Origin of the sequence: Microbacterium schleiferi (genome assembly GCF_038150145.1) — a bacterium.
Taxonomy (GTDB): Bacteria; Actinomycetota; Actinomycetes; order Actinomycetales; family Microbacteriaceae; genus Microbacterium; species Microbacterium schleiferi_B.
In genome coordinates this window covers 135,859-151,818 of sequence record NZ_JBBWSA010000002.1, presented here as the reverse complement: position 1 = coordinate 151,818, position 15,960 = coordinate 135,859, and the positions used below count along the sequence as shown (strand labels likewise).

General features: G+C 66.4%; 12 protein-coding genes and 1 pseudogene. 10 read left to right on the top strand and 3 right to left on the bottom strand.

Annotated elements, in window-relative coordinates:
• Positions 1-27: 27 nt before the first annotated feature.
• The 7 genes from AADH62_RS02515 to AADH62_RS02485 all read left to right on the top strand — a co-directional run bounded on the left by AADH62_RS02515 (position 28) and on the right by AADH62_RS02485 (position 10,279).
• Positions 28-2,646: a hypothetical protein gene (locus tag AADH62_RS02515; protein ID WP_341578149.1), complete on the top strand. Its 2,619-nt coding sequence runs from the start codon at positions 28-30 to the stop codon at positions 2,644-2,646.
• Between the two features lie 238 nt (positions 2,647-2,884).
• Positions 2,885-4,114 (top strand): hypothetical protein, encoded by a 1,230-nt coding sequence (locus AADH62_RS02510; protein ID WP_341578148.1) that lies wholly within the window; start codon positions 2,885-2,887, stop codon positions 4,112-4,114.
• A 30-nt stretch (positions 4,115-4,144) separates the two neighbouring features.
• Complete coding sequence (locus tag AADH62_RS02505) at positions 4,145-5,626, top strand: hypothetical protein (RefSeq protein WP_341578147.1); 1,482 nt, start codon at positions 4,145-4,147, stop codon at positions 5,624-5,626.
• A gap of 128 nt (positions 5,627-5,754) precedes the next feature.
• The gene (locus tag AADH62_RS02500) at positions 5,755-6,864 is read left to right on the top strand and encodes a hypothetical protein (protein WP_341578146.1); all 1,110 of its coding nucleotides are present in this window, start codon (positions 5,755-5,757) and stop codon (positions 6,862-6,864) included.
• Positions 6,865-6,917: 53 nt separating this feature from the next.
• Complete coding sequence (locus AADH62_RS02495; protein WP_341578145.1) at positions 6,918-8,174, top strand: hypothetical protein; 1,257 nt, start codon at positions 6,918-6,920, stop codon at positions 8,172-8,174.
• 257 nt (positions 8,175-8,431) lie between these two features.
• On the top strand, positions 8,432-9,244 hold the full coding sequence (locus AADH62_RS02490; RefSeq protein ID WP_341578144.1) for a sortase: 813 nt from the start codon (positions 8,432-8,434) through the stop codon (positions 9,242-9,244).
• A gap of 312 nt (positions 9,245-9,556) precedes the next feature.
• Complete coding sequence (locus AADH62_RS02485; RefSeq protein WP_300590871.1) at positions 9,557-10,279, top strand: phosphate ABC transporter ATP-binding protein; 723 nt, start codon at positions 9,557-9,559, stop codon at positions 10,277-10,279.
• Between the two features lie 112 nt (positions 10,280-10,391).
• Here AADH62_RS02485 and AADH62_RS02480 read toward each other — a convergent pair whose 3' ends face one another.
• Positions 10,392-11,123: a hypothetical protein gene (locus AADH62_RS02480; protein ID WP_341578143.1), complete on the bottom strand. Its 732-nt coding sequence runs from the start codon at positions 11,121-11,123 to the stop codon at positions 10,392-10,394.
• Between the two features lie 143 nt (positions 11,124-11,266).
• On the opposite strand from AADH62_RS02480, the gene AADH62_RS02475 reads away from it, so the two are divergent.
• The gene (locus tag AADH62_RS02475; protein ID WP_341578142.1) at positions 11,267-11,851 is read left to right on the top strand and encodes a MarR family winged helix-turn-helix transcriptional regulator; all 585 of its coding nucleotides are present in this window, start codon (positions 11,267-11,269) and stop codon (positions 11,849-11,851) included.
• A gap of 111 nt (positions 11,852-11,962) precedes the next feature.
• Here AADH62_RS02475 and AADH62_RS02470 read toward each other — a convergent pair whose 3' ends face one another.
• Positions 11,963-13,462: an MFS transporter gene (locus AADH62_RS02470; RefSeq protein ID WP_341578141.1), complete on the bottom strand. Its 1,500-nt coding sequence runs from the start codon at positions 13,460-13,462 to the stop codon at positions 11,963-11,965.
• 62 nt (positions 13,463-13,524) lie between these two features.
• On the opposite strand from AADH62_RS02470, the gene AADH62_RS02465 reads away from it, so the two are divergent.
• Positions 13,525-14,013 (top strand): cation:proton antiporter regulatory subunit, encoded by a 489-nt coding sequence (locus tag AADH62_RS02465; RefSeq protein ID WP_300591466.1) that lies wholly within the window; start codon positions 13,525-13,527, stop codon positions 14,011-14,013.
• A 3-nt stretch (positions 14,014-14,016) separates the two neighbouring features.
• Positions 14,017-15,225 carry a cation:proton antiporter gene (locus AADH62_RS02460; RefSeq protein ID WP_341578140.1) on the top strand — a complete coding sequence of 403 codons (1,209 nt, stop codon included), beginning with the start codon at positions 14,017-14,019 and terminating at the stop codon, positions 15,223-15,225.
• A gap of 221 nt (positions 15,226-15,446) precedes the next feature.
• On the opposite strand, the pseudogene AADH62_RS02455 reads toward AADH62_RS02460, so the two are convergent.
• Positions 15,447-15,857, bottom strand: a pseudogene (locus AADH62_RS02455) (GNAT family N-acetyltransferase); the annotation flags it as partial.
• Between the last annotated feature and the right edge of the window lie 103 nt (positions 15,858-15,960).

The following is a 15,960-nucleotide window of genomic DNA, read 5'->3' as shown; positions in this document are numbered from 1 at the left end:
GCTCCGTTGAGCGGCATCGCGCTCTGGATGCGTGCTTTCGTCGCGGGTTCGCTGACGGCCGTGCTCGTCGGTGGAGGCGTCGGGCTGGTCGGCTCGCAACTCTCGGTCACCACGGCGGCTGCCGCGACAGAAGAGTCGTCGGCAAAGACCCTGACCGCCCAGGATGCCCTCGACCCGACCGGCACGCCGTTCCCGGATCTGAAGGTCACGGTATCCAAGACCAAGGGCCTCACGAACGAGGGTCTGCGGGTGAGTTACTCCGGTGGGGCGCTCTCGTCGACTACCACCAACTACTTACAGATCGCGCAGTGCTGGGGAACTGTCATCGAGAACGGCGTCCCCGGCCCAGCCCGAGAAACCTGCGTCTTCGGAGCGATCTCTGCTGACGGTGGACTTCGGGCGCGCACTGCGCCTGTCCAAGCGGTGGCGGCCAATGACCGCAAGTACACGTCCTTCCAGGTGGGCGCCTACACGGCGCTCCCGTTCATCGGTTACAACGAGGATCTGAATGCGGATCCTGCCGTGGTCTCGGAGGACTACCTGGTGAGCAACCTCACCACCAATGCTCAGGGCCAGGTCCTCACGCGCGGTCAGGCCGGTCTCACGCCCGTCGACGTCAACCAGAACAGGTACTTCACGAAGTTCAACACGAACGAGATCGTCTGGGCGCCTTTCTCCGAAGACGGCACTGGTGAAGTTGTCTTCGAGGCTCAAACAGCGCTCGAGTCGTCGGCCCTTGGCTGCGGCTCGCCCCGCGGGCTCGGCACCGATTCGGTCACCGGCCAGTCCTGCTGGCTTGTCGTCATTCCACGCGGCACTGCAGATAACGGTGCAAACGCAGCGATCTACCCGGGTCTGTGGTGGGACTCGTGGCGCCATCGCATCGCCTTTGAGCTCGACTTTGAGCCGGTCGGCTCACGGTGTTCACTATCGGCGGGCGAACTGCAGGTACAGGGTAGCCCGCTGCTCGCCGAGGCTATGTTCTCGTGGCAGGGCGCGTACTGCGGGACGGAAGGTGGGCGCGCCATCGCGTACGCTCGCGGCACGGACCAGGACGCAGCTCTGGCGTCGGCAACCACCAGTGGCGCACCGATGGCGCTCGTGTCGAGACCTCTTTCGCAGAGCGGCGTCACCGACGACATGGTCTATGCGCCGCTCGCGCTTACGGGCGTTACAGTCTCGTTCTCTGTCGACCGATTCGTGAATGTGACCGCGCCGGAGGAGGAGCAGAAGAAGAGCAGGACACCGTTCACCTCGATGAAGCTGACGCCTCGACTCCTAGCGAAACTTCTGACCGACTCCTACCTCGAGAGCATCGACAAGAGCGTTCCCGCGGCCGATCTTTCAGAACTGGACTACAGCACCTCGCCGGCTACTCGGGTGTTCCCCGAGGATTCTGATGGCAAGCGCATCGCGTACCTCCGCAACGCGGAGACCGGCGAACTGAACCCGGAGAACATCACGAGAGATCCGGAGTTCATCGCCCTCAATCCCGAGTGGGACAACAACATCCTGCTGGGTGTGGGTATCGCGTCTGCGACCACCCCCATCGGTCGAGCTGATGCAATTCGTGCGGTGTGGGACTACATCCTGGCCGACGCCGATGCGAAGGCATGGCTCACGGGTACTCCGGATCCCGACGGCATGGTCGTCAACCCGTTTTACGCCATCACCGACGACGCCAATGCTCTCGGAACGGGTCTTGCCCTCCCCGCGGACAGTTTCCCCAAGGCCGATCCGTGGGAAATCCCGGACACGTTCAACGCCGCTACCAAGGATGGCGCGATCGCGATGAACCAGATCGACTATCGCCCCTACTCCGACAGCTTCGAGCAGTCCGCGCAGTTCGTGCTGCGTGGTGACGACAGGATGCTGGGCGGATTCGATCCGAACTCCACGCCGCCTAAGTGGGTGCGGGACGCGCCGGCGCCGGTCGGCCAACGCACCGCCATCGGTGTAACCGATGCCTCCGCGGCAGCTCGATTCGAGACCTACACCGCCCTGCTCAAGAACCCCGCGGGGCAATTTGTGGCGGCTACGACGGAAGGCATGCTTGCAGCAGCCGCGGCCATGACCGAGTTCCCCGGCGGCAAGGGCGTGCGTAGCTTTGACAACACGTCGGACAGCGCGAAGAAGGCGGCTGCGGCCTACCCGCTGACCCTGCCCGTGTATGCCGCGCTGAACCCCGTGGACCCGGACAAGACGAAACGCAACGACTACGCGTCGCTTGTGGAGTTCATCGCCACCGAAGGTCAGGCGCCCGGGCAGAGTTCGGGAAGCCTGCCTCGTGGCTACGCGCCACTGCCATCGGACTGGGTGAAGCAGGCGACGGCTGCCGCGACGAAGGCTCGTCAAGGGGTGGCGACCCCGACTCCGAGCCCAACTTCGTCGAACCCGTCGTCCTTGACATCCTCCGGAGGAGCGGGCTACGTCACACCCGTGTATGCCGTTCCCCCCGATGCGCCTGCTGCCACTGCAGGCGATGCGCCAGCAGCCGAGACGCCGATAACTGTCGCAGAGCTCGGCGAAACCCCTTCAGACCCGCAGACCGAGCCCCTGGCGGCAGCGGTGCCGGTCGGCCTTGCGGCCGGCCTTGTGGCGGCCCTCGGGGTCCCGCTCGTTTCACGGGTCCGTCGCCCGGTCTAGAACACCTCGGCAGGTCGCACTGACACGTGCCGGCCGTGCGCTCCTCAGCAAGCTCTGGGCAATCTCTGGGAGAACCCGTAGGTGCCGCATCAGAGACCACTCCTTCAACTTCTGCTCGCCCTCCGTTCACTTCCGGCCACGACCGTGAAGTGCGTCTGCGAAGACGCTCCGTGCCCGAGTTCAGGTCCGATTCGTGCTGACGGAGACACCCACTCCCCCAGAAAAGAAAAGGAACACCGTGAAGAAGCAGTTCATCGGTGCCGCAGCAGCCCTCGGGGTTCTTGCGTCGCTCGTTGTTGCAGCTCCGGCTGCCCACGCCGAGCCGGTCTGCGACGGATTTGCCGTCGTCGGTTCGGACACCATCCAGGACGTCATGACCGGCCTTGCCAACGGATCGCAGGCCACCGGCCAGGCGGTTCGCGCAAGCGGCAACGGAAAGGTGGCGTGCAACTATGACGCCATCGACCCGCTGTACGTCTCCCAGGGCGTGCAGTCCTTCATCCACACGAAGCCCTTCGGCCCGGCAATCCTGCGACCCAACGGCTCCGGCTCCGGTCAGGTGGCTCTTAGCCGCTCGATCGACGGCGCAACCGCCAGCAGCTCCCGCACGCTCTCGATCTCTGGTCAGATCGACATCGCCCGCTCGTCTTCGGCGCCTTCCGGCACGGCCGTGGACCCGACGGTCGGCAACCTTGCCATCACGCTGGCCGCATACCCGTTCGCCCGTGACGCCCTCTCGTTCGCGACGAACGCCTCGGGTCTGACCGAGTTGACGCAGGCCCAACTCACCTCGCTGTTCACCTGCCAGAACCTCGGCCCGAACGGCCTCCCGCAGATCAACGGCGTCGAGTACACCCCGGTTCTCCCGCAGTCCGGCTCGGGCACCCGCCAGTTCTTCCTGCCGATCGTCGGCCTGAGCTCGTCCGCCACCGACAGCCAGTCGGGAGTGAAGTTCAACAGCTGCGTGCTGATCGGCCAGGAGCACCAGACCAACCAGCTCTTCAACGGTCAGCCCATGCCGACCAACGCCGTCGTCGTACACTCGGTGGCCCAGTGGATCGCTCAGGTCAACGGGGTCGGGACCGACCGTCGTGGTGCCGGCTTCACGCTCGGCAGCTCGATCACTGGTGTCGCACCCGTTAGCACGGTGTCGGGCAAGCTCGTCCCGAACCCGAGCTACTACGCGAACACCACCTTCGGCCGTGACACCTACCTCATCACGCAGGCTTCGCGCACATACCCCGGCTCGTCGACGTTCGACAACTCCCTCGCCGCACTGCTGGGTGTCTCGAAGACCGCTGGCTACACGACGGCCGACATCCCCGGGACTTCGCTCCTGAACCAGTCGACCGACCCCGACACCGTCGGCGGCGTGAAGCAGGCCTTCGGCTTCGGCGCCCACACCGTGCGTGACGCGCTCGACGCGCTCTACGCTCCGCTGCGTTCCGGCAACCTCGGCGCCTTCTAAGCCCGAGAAAGAACAGGAGAACTGATTCCAATGAAGAACATCACCAAGGCCGGAGTTGCGACTCTGGCTGCAGTGGGTCTGATTGTTGCGGGATCGACCGCGGCGCAGGCTGCCACCTACAACCCCGGTGACTCGATCACGACCTCGCACGGCTACTCGGCGGTCTTCCCGCTAGGTTCGCAGGCGCCGGCCGGCCTCACTGTCGACCCCAGCACGGGCGTCGTCAGCGGCACGCCGGTTGCTGATGGCTCGTTCTACGTATGGTCGGGCACCACGTTGGCTGCGGCCGACAAGGTGTTCACGCTCACGACACAGGCCCAGGTGTCTGGTTCCCCCTCGAGCAAGTTCGACGCTCTGCGTCCGTCTGCCACCGACTTCGGTGTCACGGCGGGTGGCACGTCCGGGTACACCGAGCTGTACTCGTTCGTGACCACGCCCGAGAACATCAACCAGGGTGTCAACGGGTGGGCGGCGTACACCTTCTCGCCGGCCAATGCTGCTCCGACTGCCACCAACATCGGCATGAGCAACCTCGGCGTCAGCGGCAGCAACAACGGTGGCGTGGCCGCACTGTTCTCCGGAACGGGCACCAAGACCGCTTACGTCGGTGTCTCGCTGACCAGCAACTCGGGTGTCGTTCCGGTCGTTACCTGGGCTCGCCAGATCACGATCAACGCTGACACTGACACCTACACCTTCGCGGCCGACCAGATCATCATTGCCGCTCCGCCCACCACGCCGGACCTCGCCACCGTGCAGGCTGTCGTGACTGGTGGCAACGGCAAGACCAACACCGCTGAGGGCACTGTTGTCACGGTCAACGGTCTGACGGCAGCGTCGACCTACAAGCCATACGTCTACACGACGGGTGGGGCGAAGATCCCGCTCAGCAACGTGACGGCGAACGGTTCGGGCCAGGCGGTCGTGGATGTCGCATCCGCTTTGTCGGCTGGACTGAACTACGAAGAGGATGCGTACCTCGTCTTCGTTCAGCCCGGCGACATCTCGCAGCTCGAGGGCGTAGCGGTCATCAATATCGAGATCGGCGATGGCACAGTAGTGGTCCCGATCACCGCTAACGTGACGGCCACGAACGCGTTCCAGCTGACGACCCCCGCGACGGGTGTCGACTTCGGTGATGTCCCTCGCGACACCACGGCGGTCAGGCCGCTCGGTGGCTTCACCGTCATCGACGACCGCACGACCCTCACCGGTTGGTCGGTCAACGTGTCGGCGAACGACTTCGCGGGCCCGAGCGGTGCGACCATCTCGAAGGACCAGCTCGGCTACGTGGCCACCGTCGTCGGCGGGAACTCCGCGGGCTCGGCTCCGACCGCGGGCAAGACGGCTGGCGCGGGTGCGTTCGGTTCTGCTCTCGCGGCGACCACCGGCAACGGTACGGCCGCGACGGGTGCGAACTACGACCTGAATCTGTCGTTCCTCGCCCCGGTCTCGGCTGCCGCCGGGTCCTACACCTCGTCGGTGACGCTCACGCTCGTTCCCGCGAGCTGAGAAACGCCGCTCAGGTGATACCCGACTGGGTGGGGGCTTAGGCCCCCACCCAGTCCATTCATCTGTCCTTTACCGGGTGTGACCCCCGGTTCACCTGATGACACGACACCAGAGAGATACTCCGCATCATGACCATTGCCACGACGACCCGCAGGGTGGTCTCGCTTTCGCTTCGTGCCGCCGCCGTCGCGCTCATCGCGGCATCCGTCGTCGGCTCGATCTCGCTGCCGGCCACGGCGGCAGATGACCAGATCGGTGTGTCGGGCCTTCCTGCGGGCACGGACGGTGTGGTCGACGGACGCGCGCGCTACACCTTCTCGGTGTCCCCTGGCGAGACGGTGACCGATCAGTTCCTGGTCCGAAACACCGGCTCCGTCGCGGCGGACTACACCGTCGTCGCCTCGGATGCCTTCAACAACGACAAGGGCGACTTCGACCTCACCGCCACGGGCGATGCAGGCGACGTCGTCGACAACTGGGTCACGTTCGAGGGCGGTGCGAGCTCGCTGACGTTCCCCCTCGGGGCCGGCGGATCGCGACTGGTCCCCTTCACCGTCGCGGTTCCCGCAGACGCGACCCCGGGCGACCACATCGGCGGCGTCCTCGTTTCTGTCACGGCGCCCGGCGTGGTGCTGGACGTCGAGAACCGCGTGGCAGCTCCGCTGTATGTGCGAGTCGCCGGCGAGGTCGTGTCGCAACTGTCGATCAGCGCGCTCAACGCCGAGTACGTCGGCGACTGGTGGAACCCGTTCTCCGGATCGATTCACATGTTCTATACCGTCGAGAACTCGGGGAATGTCGCCCTCGCGACCAACAGCAAGGTTGGTGCGAAGACGTGGTTCGGCATCCCGGTCGGCGAAGTGCAGGGTGGTGGGATCGGTGAGGTCCTTCCCGGCAATGGACGCAATGTCGAGGTCGAGATCCCGGGCGTCGCGGCCCTGCTCTACCTGAACCCGTGGATCACCCTCAATCCGTTCGTGAAGGACCCCACGCCCGAGACGGATCTCATCAGCATCACGGCGACCAATCGCGACGCCATCGTCTGGGCAGTGCCATGGCCGCTTGTGATCGTGCTCGCCATCGGCGCCGGGATCGCCGGTCTCGTGTGGTGGCGTCGCCGCAAGGATGCCGAACGCGCGGCGGAATGGATGCGATTCACCGAGCGCGAGGCGCAGCGCCAGGCCGCCGAGGAGCGGCTGGCAGCCGCTACCGCAGGACGGGATCGGACCTCGGAGTGACAGCGCGCCGATCTGGCCGCACAGGTGGTGCGGGCCTGCGGCGTCTCCTTGCTGTGACAGGGGGCGCCGCGGTAGCGCTCGCTCTCGTCGCGTCGGGCGTCGTTGCCGCCGCGGCGGATGACGACACAGAGATTGACGGGAACGTCACGGTCACGATCACGGATCCGAGCCCGAGCCCGACCCGCACTCCGGTGCCACCCGTGCCCAGTGAGGTGCCGACATCCGTGACCGGCGCCGCTGCACTCATCGGCGGAGTGCGCCAGAGTGTCGTCCGTAGCCCCAACGCGGACGGCACCGGGATTGTCGTCACGGTCGGGGGGCTGACGATCGAGCTGAAGGCACGCACCGCGTCGGGAGGCGAGGTCGCGCTCGACTCCGATGGGGCGGTTCTGGTTCAGACCGATGGCTCCTACCTCGTGTCCGGTTCCGGCTTCGCAGCCTTCAGCCCGGCATCCGTCGCGCACTACACGGATCCGACGCTGCTCGGAACGCTCACGACCGACGGCTCCGGAGCGTTCAGTGGATCGTTCCCGGTGCCGCCGGCGATCGCGGTCGGTGATCACCATGTTCAGTTGCTCGGGTACACCAGCGCTGGTTCGCCAGCGGTGATCACAATGGGCGTGCGCGTGAAGGCCGCGCCAGTCACGACGACCCCCGCCATCAGCGGGCCCGCGGGCACGGTTTCCTACCCCGGCGCTTCGTCCGGCTCGCAGACCCCCGTTACAGTCACACAGGAGCCCACCAGCGACGATCTCGGCACCGGCGCGCTGGATCTCGGTGTCTTCGCCGTCAGCGCACTGCGGGCAACCGCGGTGCCGACATTCGATCTTCAGGGCGGCACGGTCTCCCTGTCGATGATCGTCCGCAACACCTCTCCCGAGGCGTTCGATGCGACCATCGCGTTCCGCCTGGACTCGCTATTCGGCGGCGCGGTCGCGCAAGTGGAAGGCATCGGTGTGCCGCACATTCAGCCCGGAGAGTCCCGCCTCATAGCCGCCACCTTCGAGCCTGTCGGCAACTGGACTCTCTACCGCGGCTACGCCACGTTCACGCCCCCAGAGGTTGTCGACAACACCGCTTTGTCGCCTGTGAGTCGGCAGGCTGACGTTCTTGTGCCCCCTCCAGCCGCATTGCCCGTGCTCGCGCTCCTGATCCTCGTGACGCTCGGCATCCTCGTGTGGATGCTGGTGACCGGCCGGTTGCAGGCGATGTTCGCTGCCCGGCGCCGCAGTGACGACGAGGATGACGAGCCGCCCGCTCCCGCTGAGCGGCGCGGCGAACTCGTGGGAAGTGGAGCAGCGTCCCGATGACGACGACCGAGCCAGCCCCGTCCTCGACGCCTCAGCTGCCGAGCCAGAAACCGCCGCAGAAGTGGTGGCAGCGCATACCCTTCCTATCCCCTCGTGTGCCGCCTCCCCCCACCGACCGTGCAACCGACGCGCCTGCTCCCCCCGCGCCGGTTCCGCCGCGACGCTCCGCGCCACCGAAGCCGCCGCGAAGGCCGCCCGCATCACCGCGGCCGCCCGTCGAGCTGACGCCCGGGCAGCAGTACCTGAGGATCGCCCTGATGGTGCTCGCAGCCCTTCTGCTCGTACTGGTGCTGAGCATCACCGTGCTGGGGCAGTTCCGCCACTTCGCGGCACAGCAGCAGTTGGACGATGCGTTTCGCAAGCAACTCGCTGAGGCTGTCGCGCCAGTCTCAGAAGGGGACGTTGACGACATCCTGCTGCCGGATGGCGTGCCGGTCGCGATCATCGACATGCCCAGCATCGGGGTTCGGGAAGTGATCGTCGAGGGGACCGATTCCGAGACGACCCAGTCCGGTCCAGGGCACCGGCGTGACACCGTCCTTCCCGGCCAGGTGGGACTGAGTATCGTCATGGGGCGCGCGGCTGGATACGGCGCTCCGTTTGGCCGCATCCAGGAGCTGACACCCGGAACGGAGTTCACGGTGATCACCGGTCAGGGCGAGAACACCTACGAGGTGATCGGGCTGCGCTACGCCGGCGACCCGATGCCGCCGTCGGTCAAGGCCGGCGAAAGCCGTCTCGTGCTGATCACCGCTCGCGGACTTCCGTTCGTGCCGACCGGTCTCGTCCGCGTCGATGCGCGACTGGTGAGCGACCCGCAACCGTCGGGCGTCAGGCAGACCCGGTTCGCAACGCTCCCGGCGGCGGACAAAGAGATGGCGGGGGACACGTCAATGGTGTGGGCCTTGGTGTTCGCGCTGCAGTTCCTCATCGTCGTCGAGATCGCGGCGGTCTGGTCGTTTCGCAGGATCGGCCCCGCACGCACCTGGATCGTTTTCGTGCCGTTGACGCTCGTTGCCTGCCTGTGGGTTGCAGGCGAAGTGGTGCGACTACTGCCGAACCTCATGTAAGGAGAACCGATGGATGCTGAACCCGACGCCGACAGCGTCACCGAGGTGATCGCCCCGCAGGGTGCACGTGCACACCTGCCCGCTGCGACAGCGGTCGCGGTCGACCCGACGACTCCGCCAGCCCCGACCTCGACTATCGCACCGGCACCCGTGGAGCCCGCGCCGATGGCGGCATCCGCTGTGCAGGCTGCGAAAGCAGACGGCCGCAAGGATGCCCGCAAGCGTCGTGGACGTTTCGCTTGGGTCGACGCGAGCACTCCACTCGCGCAGCTTGAGGGGCGGAACGTCTCGGCCTGGTTCGGTGAGCGCAAGGTGCTCGACCGGATCTCCCTCACGATGCCGGCCGGTCAGGTCACGGCCCTCATCGGACCGTCCGGATGCGGAAAATCGACCTTCCTGCGGATCCTCAACCGCATGCACGAACTCGTGCCCTCGGCATCCCTCGCGGGTGAGGTTCTGCTTGACGGAGATGACATCTACGACGCGAGCAAGAAGCTCGTCGACGCCCGCAAGTCGATCGGGATGGTCTTCCAGAAGCCCAACCCGTTCCCCGCGATGTCGATCTACGACAACGTCATCGCCGGCCTCAAGCTCACCGGTCTGAAAGCGGGTCGCGACGAGAAGGACGAGCTCGTCGAGACGTCTCTCATCAAGGCCGGGCTGTGGAAAGAGGTCAAGGACCGTCTTCGTGCACCCGGCGGCGGTCTGTCGGGCGGTCAGCAGCAGCGACTGTGCATTGCCCGTTCGCTTGCGGTCAAGCCCCGCGTCCTGCTGATGGATGAGCCGTGCTCGGCTCTGGACCCTACCTCGACCCGCGTGATCGAAGAGACCATGGTCGAGCTCAAGGAAGAAGTCACGATCGTCATCGTGACCCACAATATGCAGCAGGCCCAGCGGGTCTCGCAGCAGTGCGCATTCTTCCTAGCATCCCAGGGGACCCCGGGTGTCATCGTTGAGCACGGCGACACCGAGGCTATGTTCTCCGACCCGATCGACCCGCGCACCTACGACTATGTCAACGGCCGGTTCGGATGACCCGACCTGCTCCCTGACGCCTACAACGGTTCGGTCGCGCCGTGTTGCGGGTTGAGCTGAGCCGAACCCGCAACATGACGCGACCGAAGTGGGTGTGTGAGGCCAGGTCGCCTCAGCTCGCGGCGGACTCGCGACCGCGCGCGAAGCCGGCGTCGAACCCGCGCTCGTAGGCGTGCTCGCCGTGGCGGTGCTTGCCGTGACGGTGCTTGCCGTGACGGTGACCGTTCCGGTGCGAGCCGTGGTCACGACCGTCGTCGCAGTGGCGCGCATCGTCGTCGGCATCGAATGCTGGACCGAACCCGGGACGGAATCCGGGGCCGAAGGCGCGTCCGAATCCGGGGCGGAATCCGGGGCGGAATCCGGGTCCGAAGGGGTGGCCGTGGCGGCCGCCGCCGAATCGGCCGAAGCCGGGGCCCCGGTCCGGGTCGTGCTCCTGTTCCCCGCCGAGTTTGCGGGCCATCGCCTGGAGTGAAGCGATGGTCGTGGCGTAGTCTTCGGGTGAGACCGCGCTTGACACGCGCTCACGGATGCCGGACACAGCCTCGGCGAGGCGGGCCTTCATCTCGCGGCCGGCGTCGGTCAGCGTCCAGTCGCCGGATCCGTTCTGCTCGATCCAGCCGCGGTCCTCGAGGCGACGCATCCGCTTACCTCGAGGTGCTCGGGCCCAGGCGTGGGTGCCGTCGATGATGTTGAGCAGCATCCAGTCTCGGCGGTCCGCGCCGGACTCGGCGAGGCGGGTGTCGAACTCTCGGCTGATCAGGGCGTCGACCAGGCGCAGCCAGTAGCCGAGCAGACGGTCGCTCCCAGCGGGAGCTTCTCCGTGGTGTTCTTCGTGGGTGTTCATGGTGAATCCTCTCTGGCGGGCCAAGCCCGCGTCGGTTCCGGTGGGCGCTGCCGCCGCCTCCTCGGAAATGCATGTGATGATGCATGTAGTTGTATGGTGACATGTAATCAGAGTCCATGTCAACTCGCATGTAAATTGGAAGGATGCCGAGCTCGCCGTCCGACCCCATCGATCAGATCGCGGCAGCACTCGTTCGCCTACGAGGGCGGCGCGGCCCCGGGCGATGGATGCGCCACGTACCCTCCGACTCGGACGATCACGGGTCCGACGAAGAGAGTGGCCACCGCAGGCGCGGGCATCACCGAGGCGGCCCGGGCTTCGGGCCGGGCGGCGGCTGGGGTCCGTGGGCGGGACCGATGGGTCCGAGGGAACAGCGGGGAGATGCCCGCATCTCGGGTCCGGCACGGATGCGGGTGCTCGAAGTGCTTGCATCCAGCGACCATCCGCTAACCGTGAGCGAGCTCGGCGAAGCCATCGGCGTCGATCAGCCTCGCGCATCACGCCTCGTACAGCAGGGGGTCGAGTTCGGACTCGTGCGTCGCGAGGCCGACCCCGACGACGCCCGCCGAACCCGGATCGTCCTCACCGACAAGGGCGAGGCCTTCGTTCGCGGCTTTCGCGATCAGCGCCGCGATGCGATCACGGCGGCGCTGGCCTCCTTCACGGATGCCGAACGCGCCGACCTCGCGCGTCTGCTGACCAAGCTCGCCGACGCCTGGCCCAGCTGACCCGCCCCGCTGCATCCCGTAGGTAGGAGTATTCACCCAGGTAGGGCGGATGCCGCCCGTAACGTCCGACCTTCGTGAGTTCGCCTACCGCCGCGATGACCGTTCGAGCGCCTAGCGGCTGATCTCTTCTCGGGGCGCGGGCGCCTTCACAAAGAAGAGGAGCACGAACCCTGCGGCAAGGACGAGCGCGATCCCGAGGATGCCGTACACGGTCTGGTTTCCCGCGATCGCGATGAAGGCACCCCAGAGCAGGGGAGCCATCCAGCTCGCAGCGCGACCGGTTGTCGCGTACAGGCCGAAGATCTCCCCCTCCTGTCCTTGTGGTGTCACCCGAGCGAGGAAAGATCGCGACGCGGCCTGGGCAGGCCCGACAAGGCTCGCGAGAACAAGCCCCGCGATCCAGAACAGGAGTTGACCGGACGAAGCGAAGACGAACACGGCGAGGCAGCAGGCGACGATGCCGCCGATCGCGGTAAGGATAACGCCCTTGGGTCCGAACCGGTCGTCCAGCCGCCCGGCGAGGATTGTGGAGATACCCGCGACAAGGTTTAGCGCAACGCCGAAGATGACGAGGTCCTGGAAACCGAAACCGAAGACGCGCGCGGCGATCACCGATCCGAAGGTGAACACGGCTGCCAGACCGTCGCGGTACACGGCCGATGCCAGCAGGAACCAGAAAGTCGGCCGATGGTTTCGCCAGAGGCGCGCGATCGATCGAAACAACTCGACGTACCCTGCGAAGAACCCGACGCGCTTGGTCTCTGCCGACGCAGGCGGCTCGGGGACATTGAAGAAGATCGGAATGGCGAACACGAGTGTCCACACCGTGGCGCCGGCGGCGACCAACTGGAATGTGATCGCCTGGGTACCATCGAGCACTCCGGTCAGGATGAGTGCGACCACGATCACGAGTGCGATGATCCCGCCGATGTAGCCGAAGCCCCAACCGAGACCCGAAACCTTCCCGACCGTTCTCGGCGTCGCGACCGACACGATCAGGGCGTTGTAACTGGCTCCTGCGATCTCGCTCACGACGCTTCCGAACGCGATCATTGCGACGCCGAACCAGAAGAAGGCGGGGACGCCGGGAACGATGGCCATCGCAAGCTGCGCTGCGATCAGCAAAGACGTGAAGACGGCTAGGGTGCGCTTGCGGCGACCCGTGGCATCCGCCCGCTGGCCGAGAACCGGCGCGAGCAGCGCGATCAGGATCCCGGCGACCATGATGCCCCAGCCGAGATTCGCGTCCAGGCCGCCGAGCGCGCTGCAGTACTCGGTCGCCGCGTTAGCCGGGGTGTCACAGTCGATAGCCGTGCCGTTGACGACTCCGGATGCTGCGACTGCCGGGTCCAGGAAGAACGGCGACACGAGAAAGCTCGGCACCCAGACGAACGTCAGCAGCACGGAGTTGAACGGCTGCGTCGCCCAGTCCCAGAACGCCCACGAGACGACCTGTTTGCGGGGGATCTCGCGCTCCTCGGTGGAGTCCTGGAAGAGCACCGCGAGGCTCTCGAGCGCGTCGGTGTCGGTGGTCGGCGGGGGTGTCGGCACACGGGTCGCGTCGGATGCCGAGGCCTGGGCCGCGCGGAGTTCGGGCTCGCTATCGCTCACTCGCCATACGCTAGGGGCCCAGAGTGAACATTGGGTAGCCCTTTTGGTGGGAAGATGGGCGCATGCCCGTCCATGTGGAGCGCGCCGAACTGCCCGGTATCGGCATCCGTCACGACATCCTCACCGACGACGGTCGGCGTCTGTCGGTGGTGAACTTCCGCGACGGTGGCCGCGAGATCGCGATCTCGGACGAGGACGACCCCGACCGCTGTGGCGACACTCTGGCGTTGACGGATGACGAGGCCACCGCCCTCTCGGAGGTACTCGGCGGGTCAGTGATCTTGACCCAGTTGGCAGGACTGCAGGAGGCGTTCGCCGGCCTGCAGATGGAGAAGATTCCCGTGCGGGCCGACTCCCCGTACGTCGGTCGCCCCCTCGGCGACACCAAAGCACGCACGCTCACGCGCTGCTCGATCGTCGCCGTTGTGCGGGAGTCGGGCGTCATCCCTGCGCCCGAGCCCTCCGACGTGCTGCGCGCCGGTGACACCCTGGTCGTCGTCGGCACCCGCGAGGGCCTGGAGCATCTGGTCCGGATTCTGAACGGCGCGTGATCGATGCATGATGGCGCGCTGCTCTTTCTCGAGATCGGCGCGCTGCTGTTCGGCATCGCGCTGCTGGGTCGCCTCGCGGGGCGCATCGGAATCTCCCCGATTCCGCTGATCCTCCTGGGGGGGCTCGCGTTCGGCGAGGGCGGCATCCTGCCGATCTCGCAGGGCGAGGAGTTCATCGAAGTCGGCGCTGAAATCGGCGTGATCCTGCTGCTCGTGATGCTGGGCCTGGAGTACAACGCAAAAGAGCTGATGGGGAGCCTCAACCGGTCGCGCATGGCCGGTGGGATCGACATGGCGTTGAACGCCATTCCGGGCGCCATCGCCGGGTTCGTTCTGGGCTGGGGGCCGATCGGTGCGCTCGTCCTCGCGGGAATCACGTGGATCTCATCATCCGGTGTTGTCGCGAAAGTCCTGCAAGACCTCGGGCGCCTCCCCAACCGCGAGACGCCGACGATCCTCTCGATCCTCGTGATCGAGGACCTGGCGATGGCCTTCTACCTTCCGGTGCTGACAGCTGTGCTGGTCGGTATGGATCTCGCTGCCGGGACGATCAGTGTCACGATCGCGTTGGCCGCGGTCCTGTTCATCCTGTGGGTGGCGCTGCGGCACGGTCCGCTCGTCTCCAAGCTCGTCTGGTCCAAGCGCGCGGATGTGCTGCTGCTCTCGGTGCTGGGGCTCACCCTGATCGTCGCGGGACTTGCCGCAGAGGCAAACGTGTCGGCAGCGGTCGGAGCTTTCCTCGTCGGCATCGCGATCTCCGGTCCCGCGGCCGAGCATGCGACGCAGGTCCTCACCCCGCTGCGCGACCTGTTCGCGGCGGTGTTCTTTCTGTTCTTCGGGCTCTCCACCACCCCATCCGATCTTCCTCCGGTGCTCGTCCCCGCACTCATCCTGGGGATCGTCACGATGGGAACGAAGGTGTTGACCGGCTACCTCGCGGCGCGCAAGGCCGGGATCGCCGAGCCCGGTCGCTGGCGTGCCGGCTTCGCGCTCACGCCTCGCGGGGAGTTCTCGATCGTCATCGCGGGCCTTGCCGTGTCAGCTGGGGCAGACCGATCGCTTGCCGCGCTCGCGACGGCCTACGTCCTCATCACGATCGTCGTCGGACCCCTCCTGGCACGTATTCCCGATACCGCGCGGTTCGACGCCTGGGCCAAGGCGCGGCAGAAGGCGCGACGGATGCGACAGCGGGCGGCGGCAGCCGGAAGCTGAGGGGCGGCCGGGCGCGGTCCCAACTCCTGCAACTCGGTGGGTGAGGGGCGAGCGCCGCCCCGGACGGCTGTGAATTGCAGGAGTTAGCGCCCGTCCGCATCCCGAAACTCGGAGTGCGCGCGTCGATAGTCCCGCTCGAGGATCGCGTAGATCGCTGTGTCGACCCACTCGCCCTTGAGCCACATGTTCTCGCGCAAGTGTGCCTCGTGGCGCATTCCGAGCCGCTGGCAGACTGCAGCTGACGCATCGTTGCGCGGATCGAGTTCGGCCGCGATCCGGTGTAGTCCGAGCTCGTCGAACCCGACGCGCAGGAAGATCTCGGCAGCCTCGGTCGCGTAGCCCTTGCCCCTTGCGGATGCCGACAGGAGCCATCCGATCTCGGCGGTGCGGTCATCGGTGCTGACGAGGGTGAAGTACAGCGTCCCGACCAGCTCCCCATCGGCATCCCGGATCGCGGGCTGCACGTAGTCACCGGCCTTCTCGAGAGAGTCGTGGGCGCTGTCGCGCTCGATCGCGGCAATGACCTGTTCGCGCGACCGTGCCTCGTAGAGCATGTACCGCACGGTCGCCGGGTCGCCCTGGATGGCGCTGAGCGCCTCCATATCGTCGGCGCGGAGCAGGTCGAGTGTCACGCGCTCGCCGCGCAGGGGCTCGAAGCGCCAGGGAAGGCTCACCCAGACATTATCGCCGCTGCAAACTTGATATGAGGTGACTCAACTCCGATTGACATGCCAT

Coding starts and splice junctions, on each gene's coding strand:
- AADH62_RS02480 (WP_341578143.1), bottom strand. CDS start 11,123: ATGAACACCCACGAAGAACACCACGGAGAAGCTCCCGCTGGGAGCGAC.
- AADH62_RS02515 (WP_341578149.1), top strand. CDS start 28: ATGCGTGCTTTCGTCGCGGGTTCGCTGACGGCCGTGCTCGTCGGTGGA.
- AADH62_RS02505 (WP_341578147.1), top strand. CDS start 4,145: ATGAAGAACATCACCAAGGCCGGAGTTGCGACTCTGGCTGCAGTGGGT.
- AADH62_RS02490 (WP_341578144.1), top strand. CDS start 8,432: ATGGTGCTCGCAGCCCTTCTGCTCGTACTGGTGCTGAGCATCACCGTG.
- AADH62_RS02465 (WP_300591466.1), top strand. CDS start 13,525: ATGCCCGTCCATGTGGAGCGCGCCGAACTGCCCGGTATCGGCATCCGT.
- AADH62_RS02460 (WP_341578140.1), top strand. CDS start 14,017: ATGCATGATGGCGCGCTGCTCTTTCTCGAGATCGGCGCGCTGCTGTTC.
- AADH62_RS02475 (WP_341578142.1), top strand. CDS start 11,267: ATGCCGAGCTCGCCGTCCGACCCCATCGATCAGATCGCGGCAGCACTC.
- AADH62_RS02500 (WP_341578146.1), top strand. CDS start 5,755: ATGACCATTGCCACGACGACCCGCAGGGTGGTCTCGCTTTCGCTTCGT.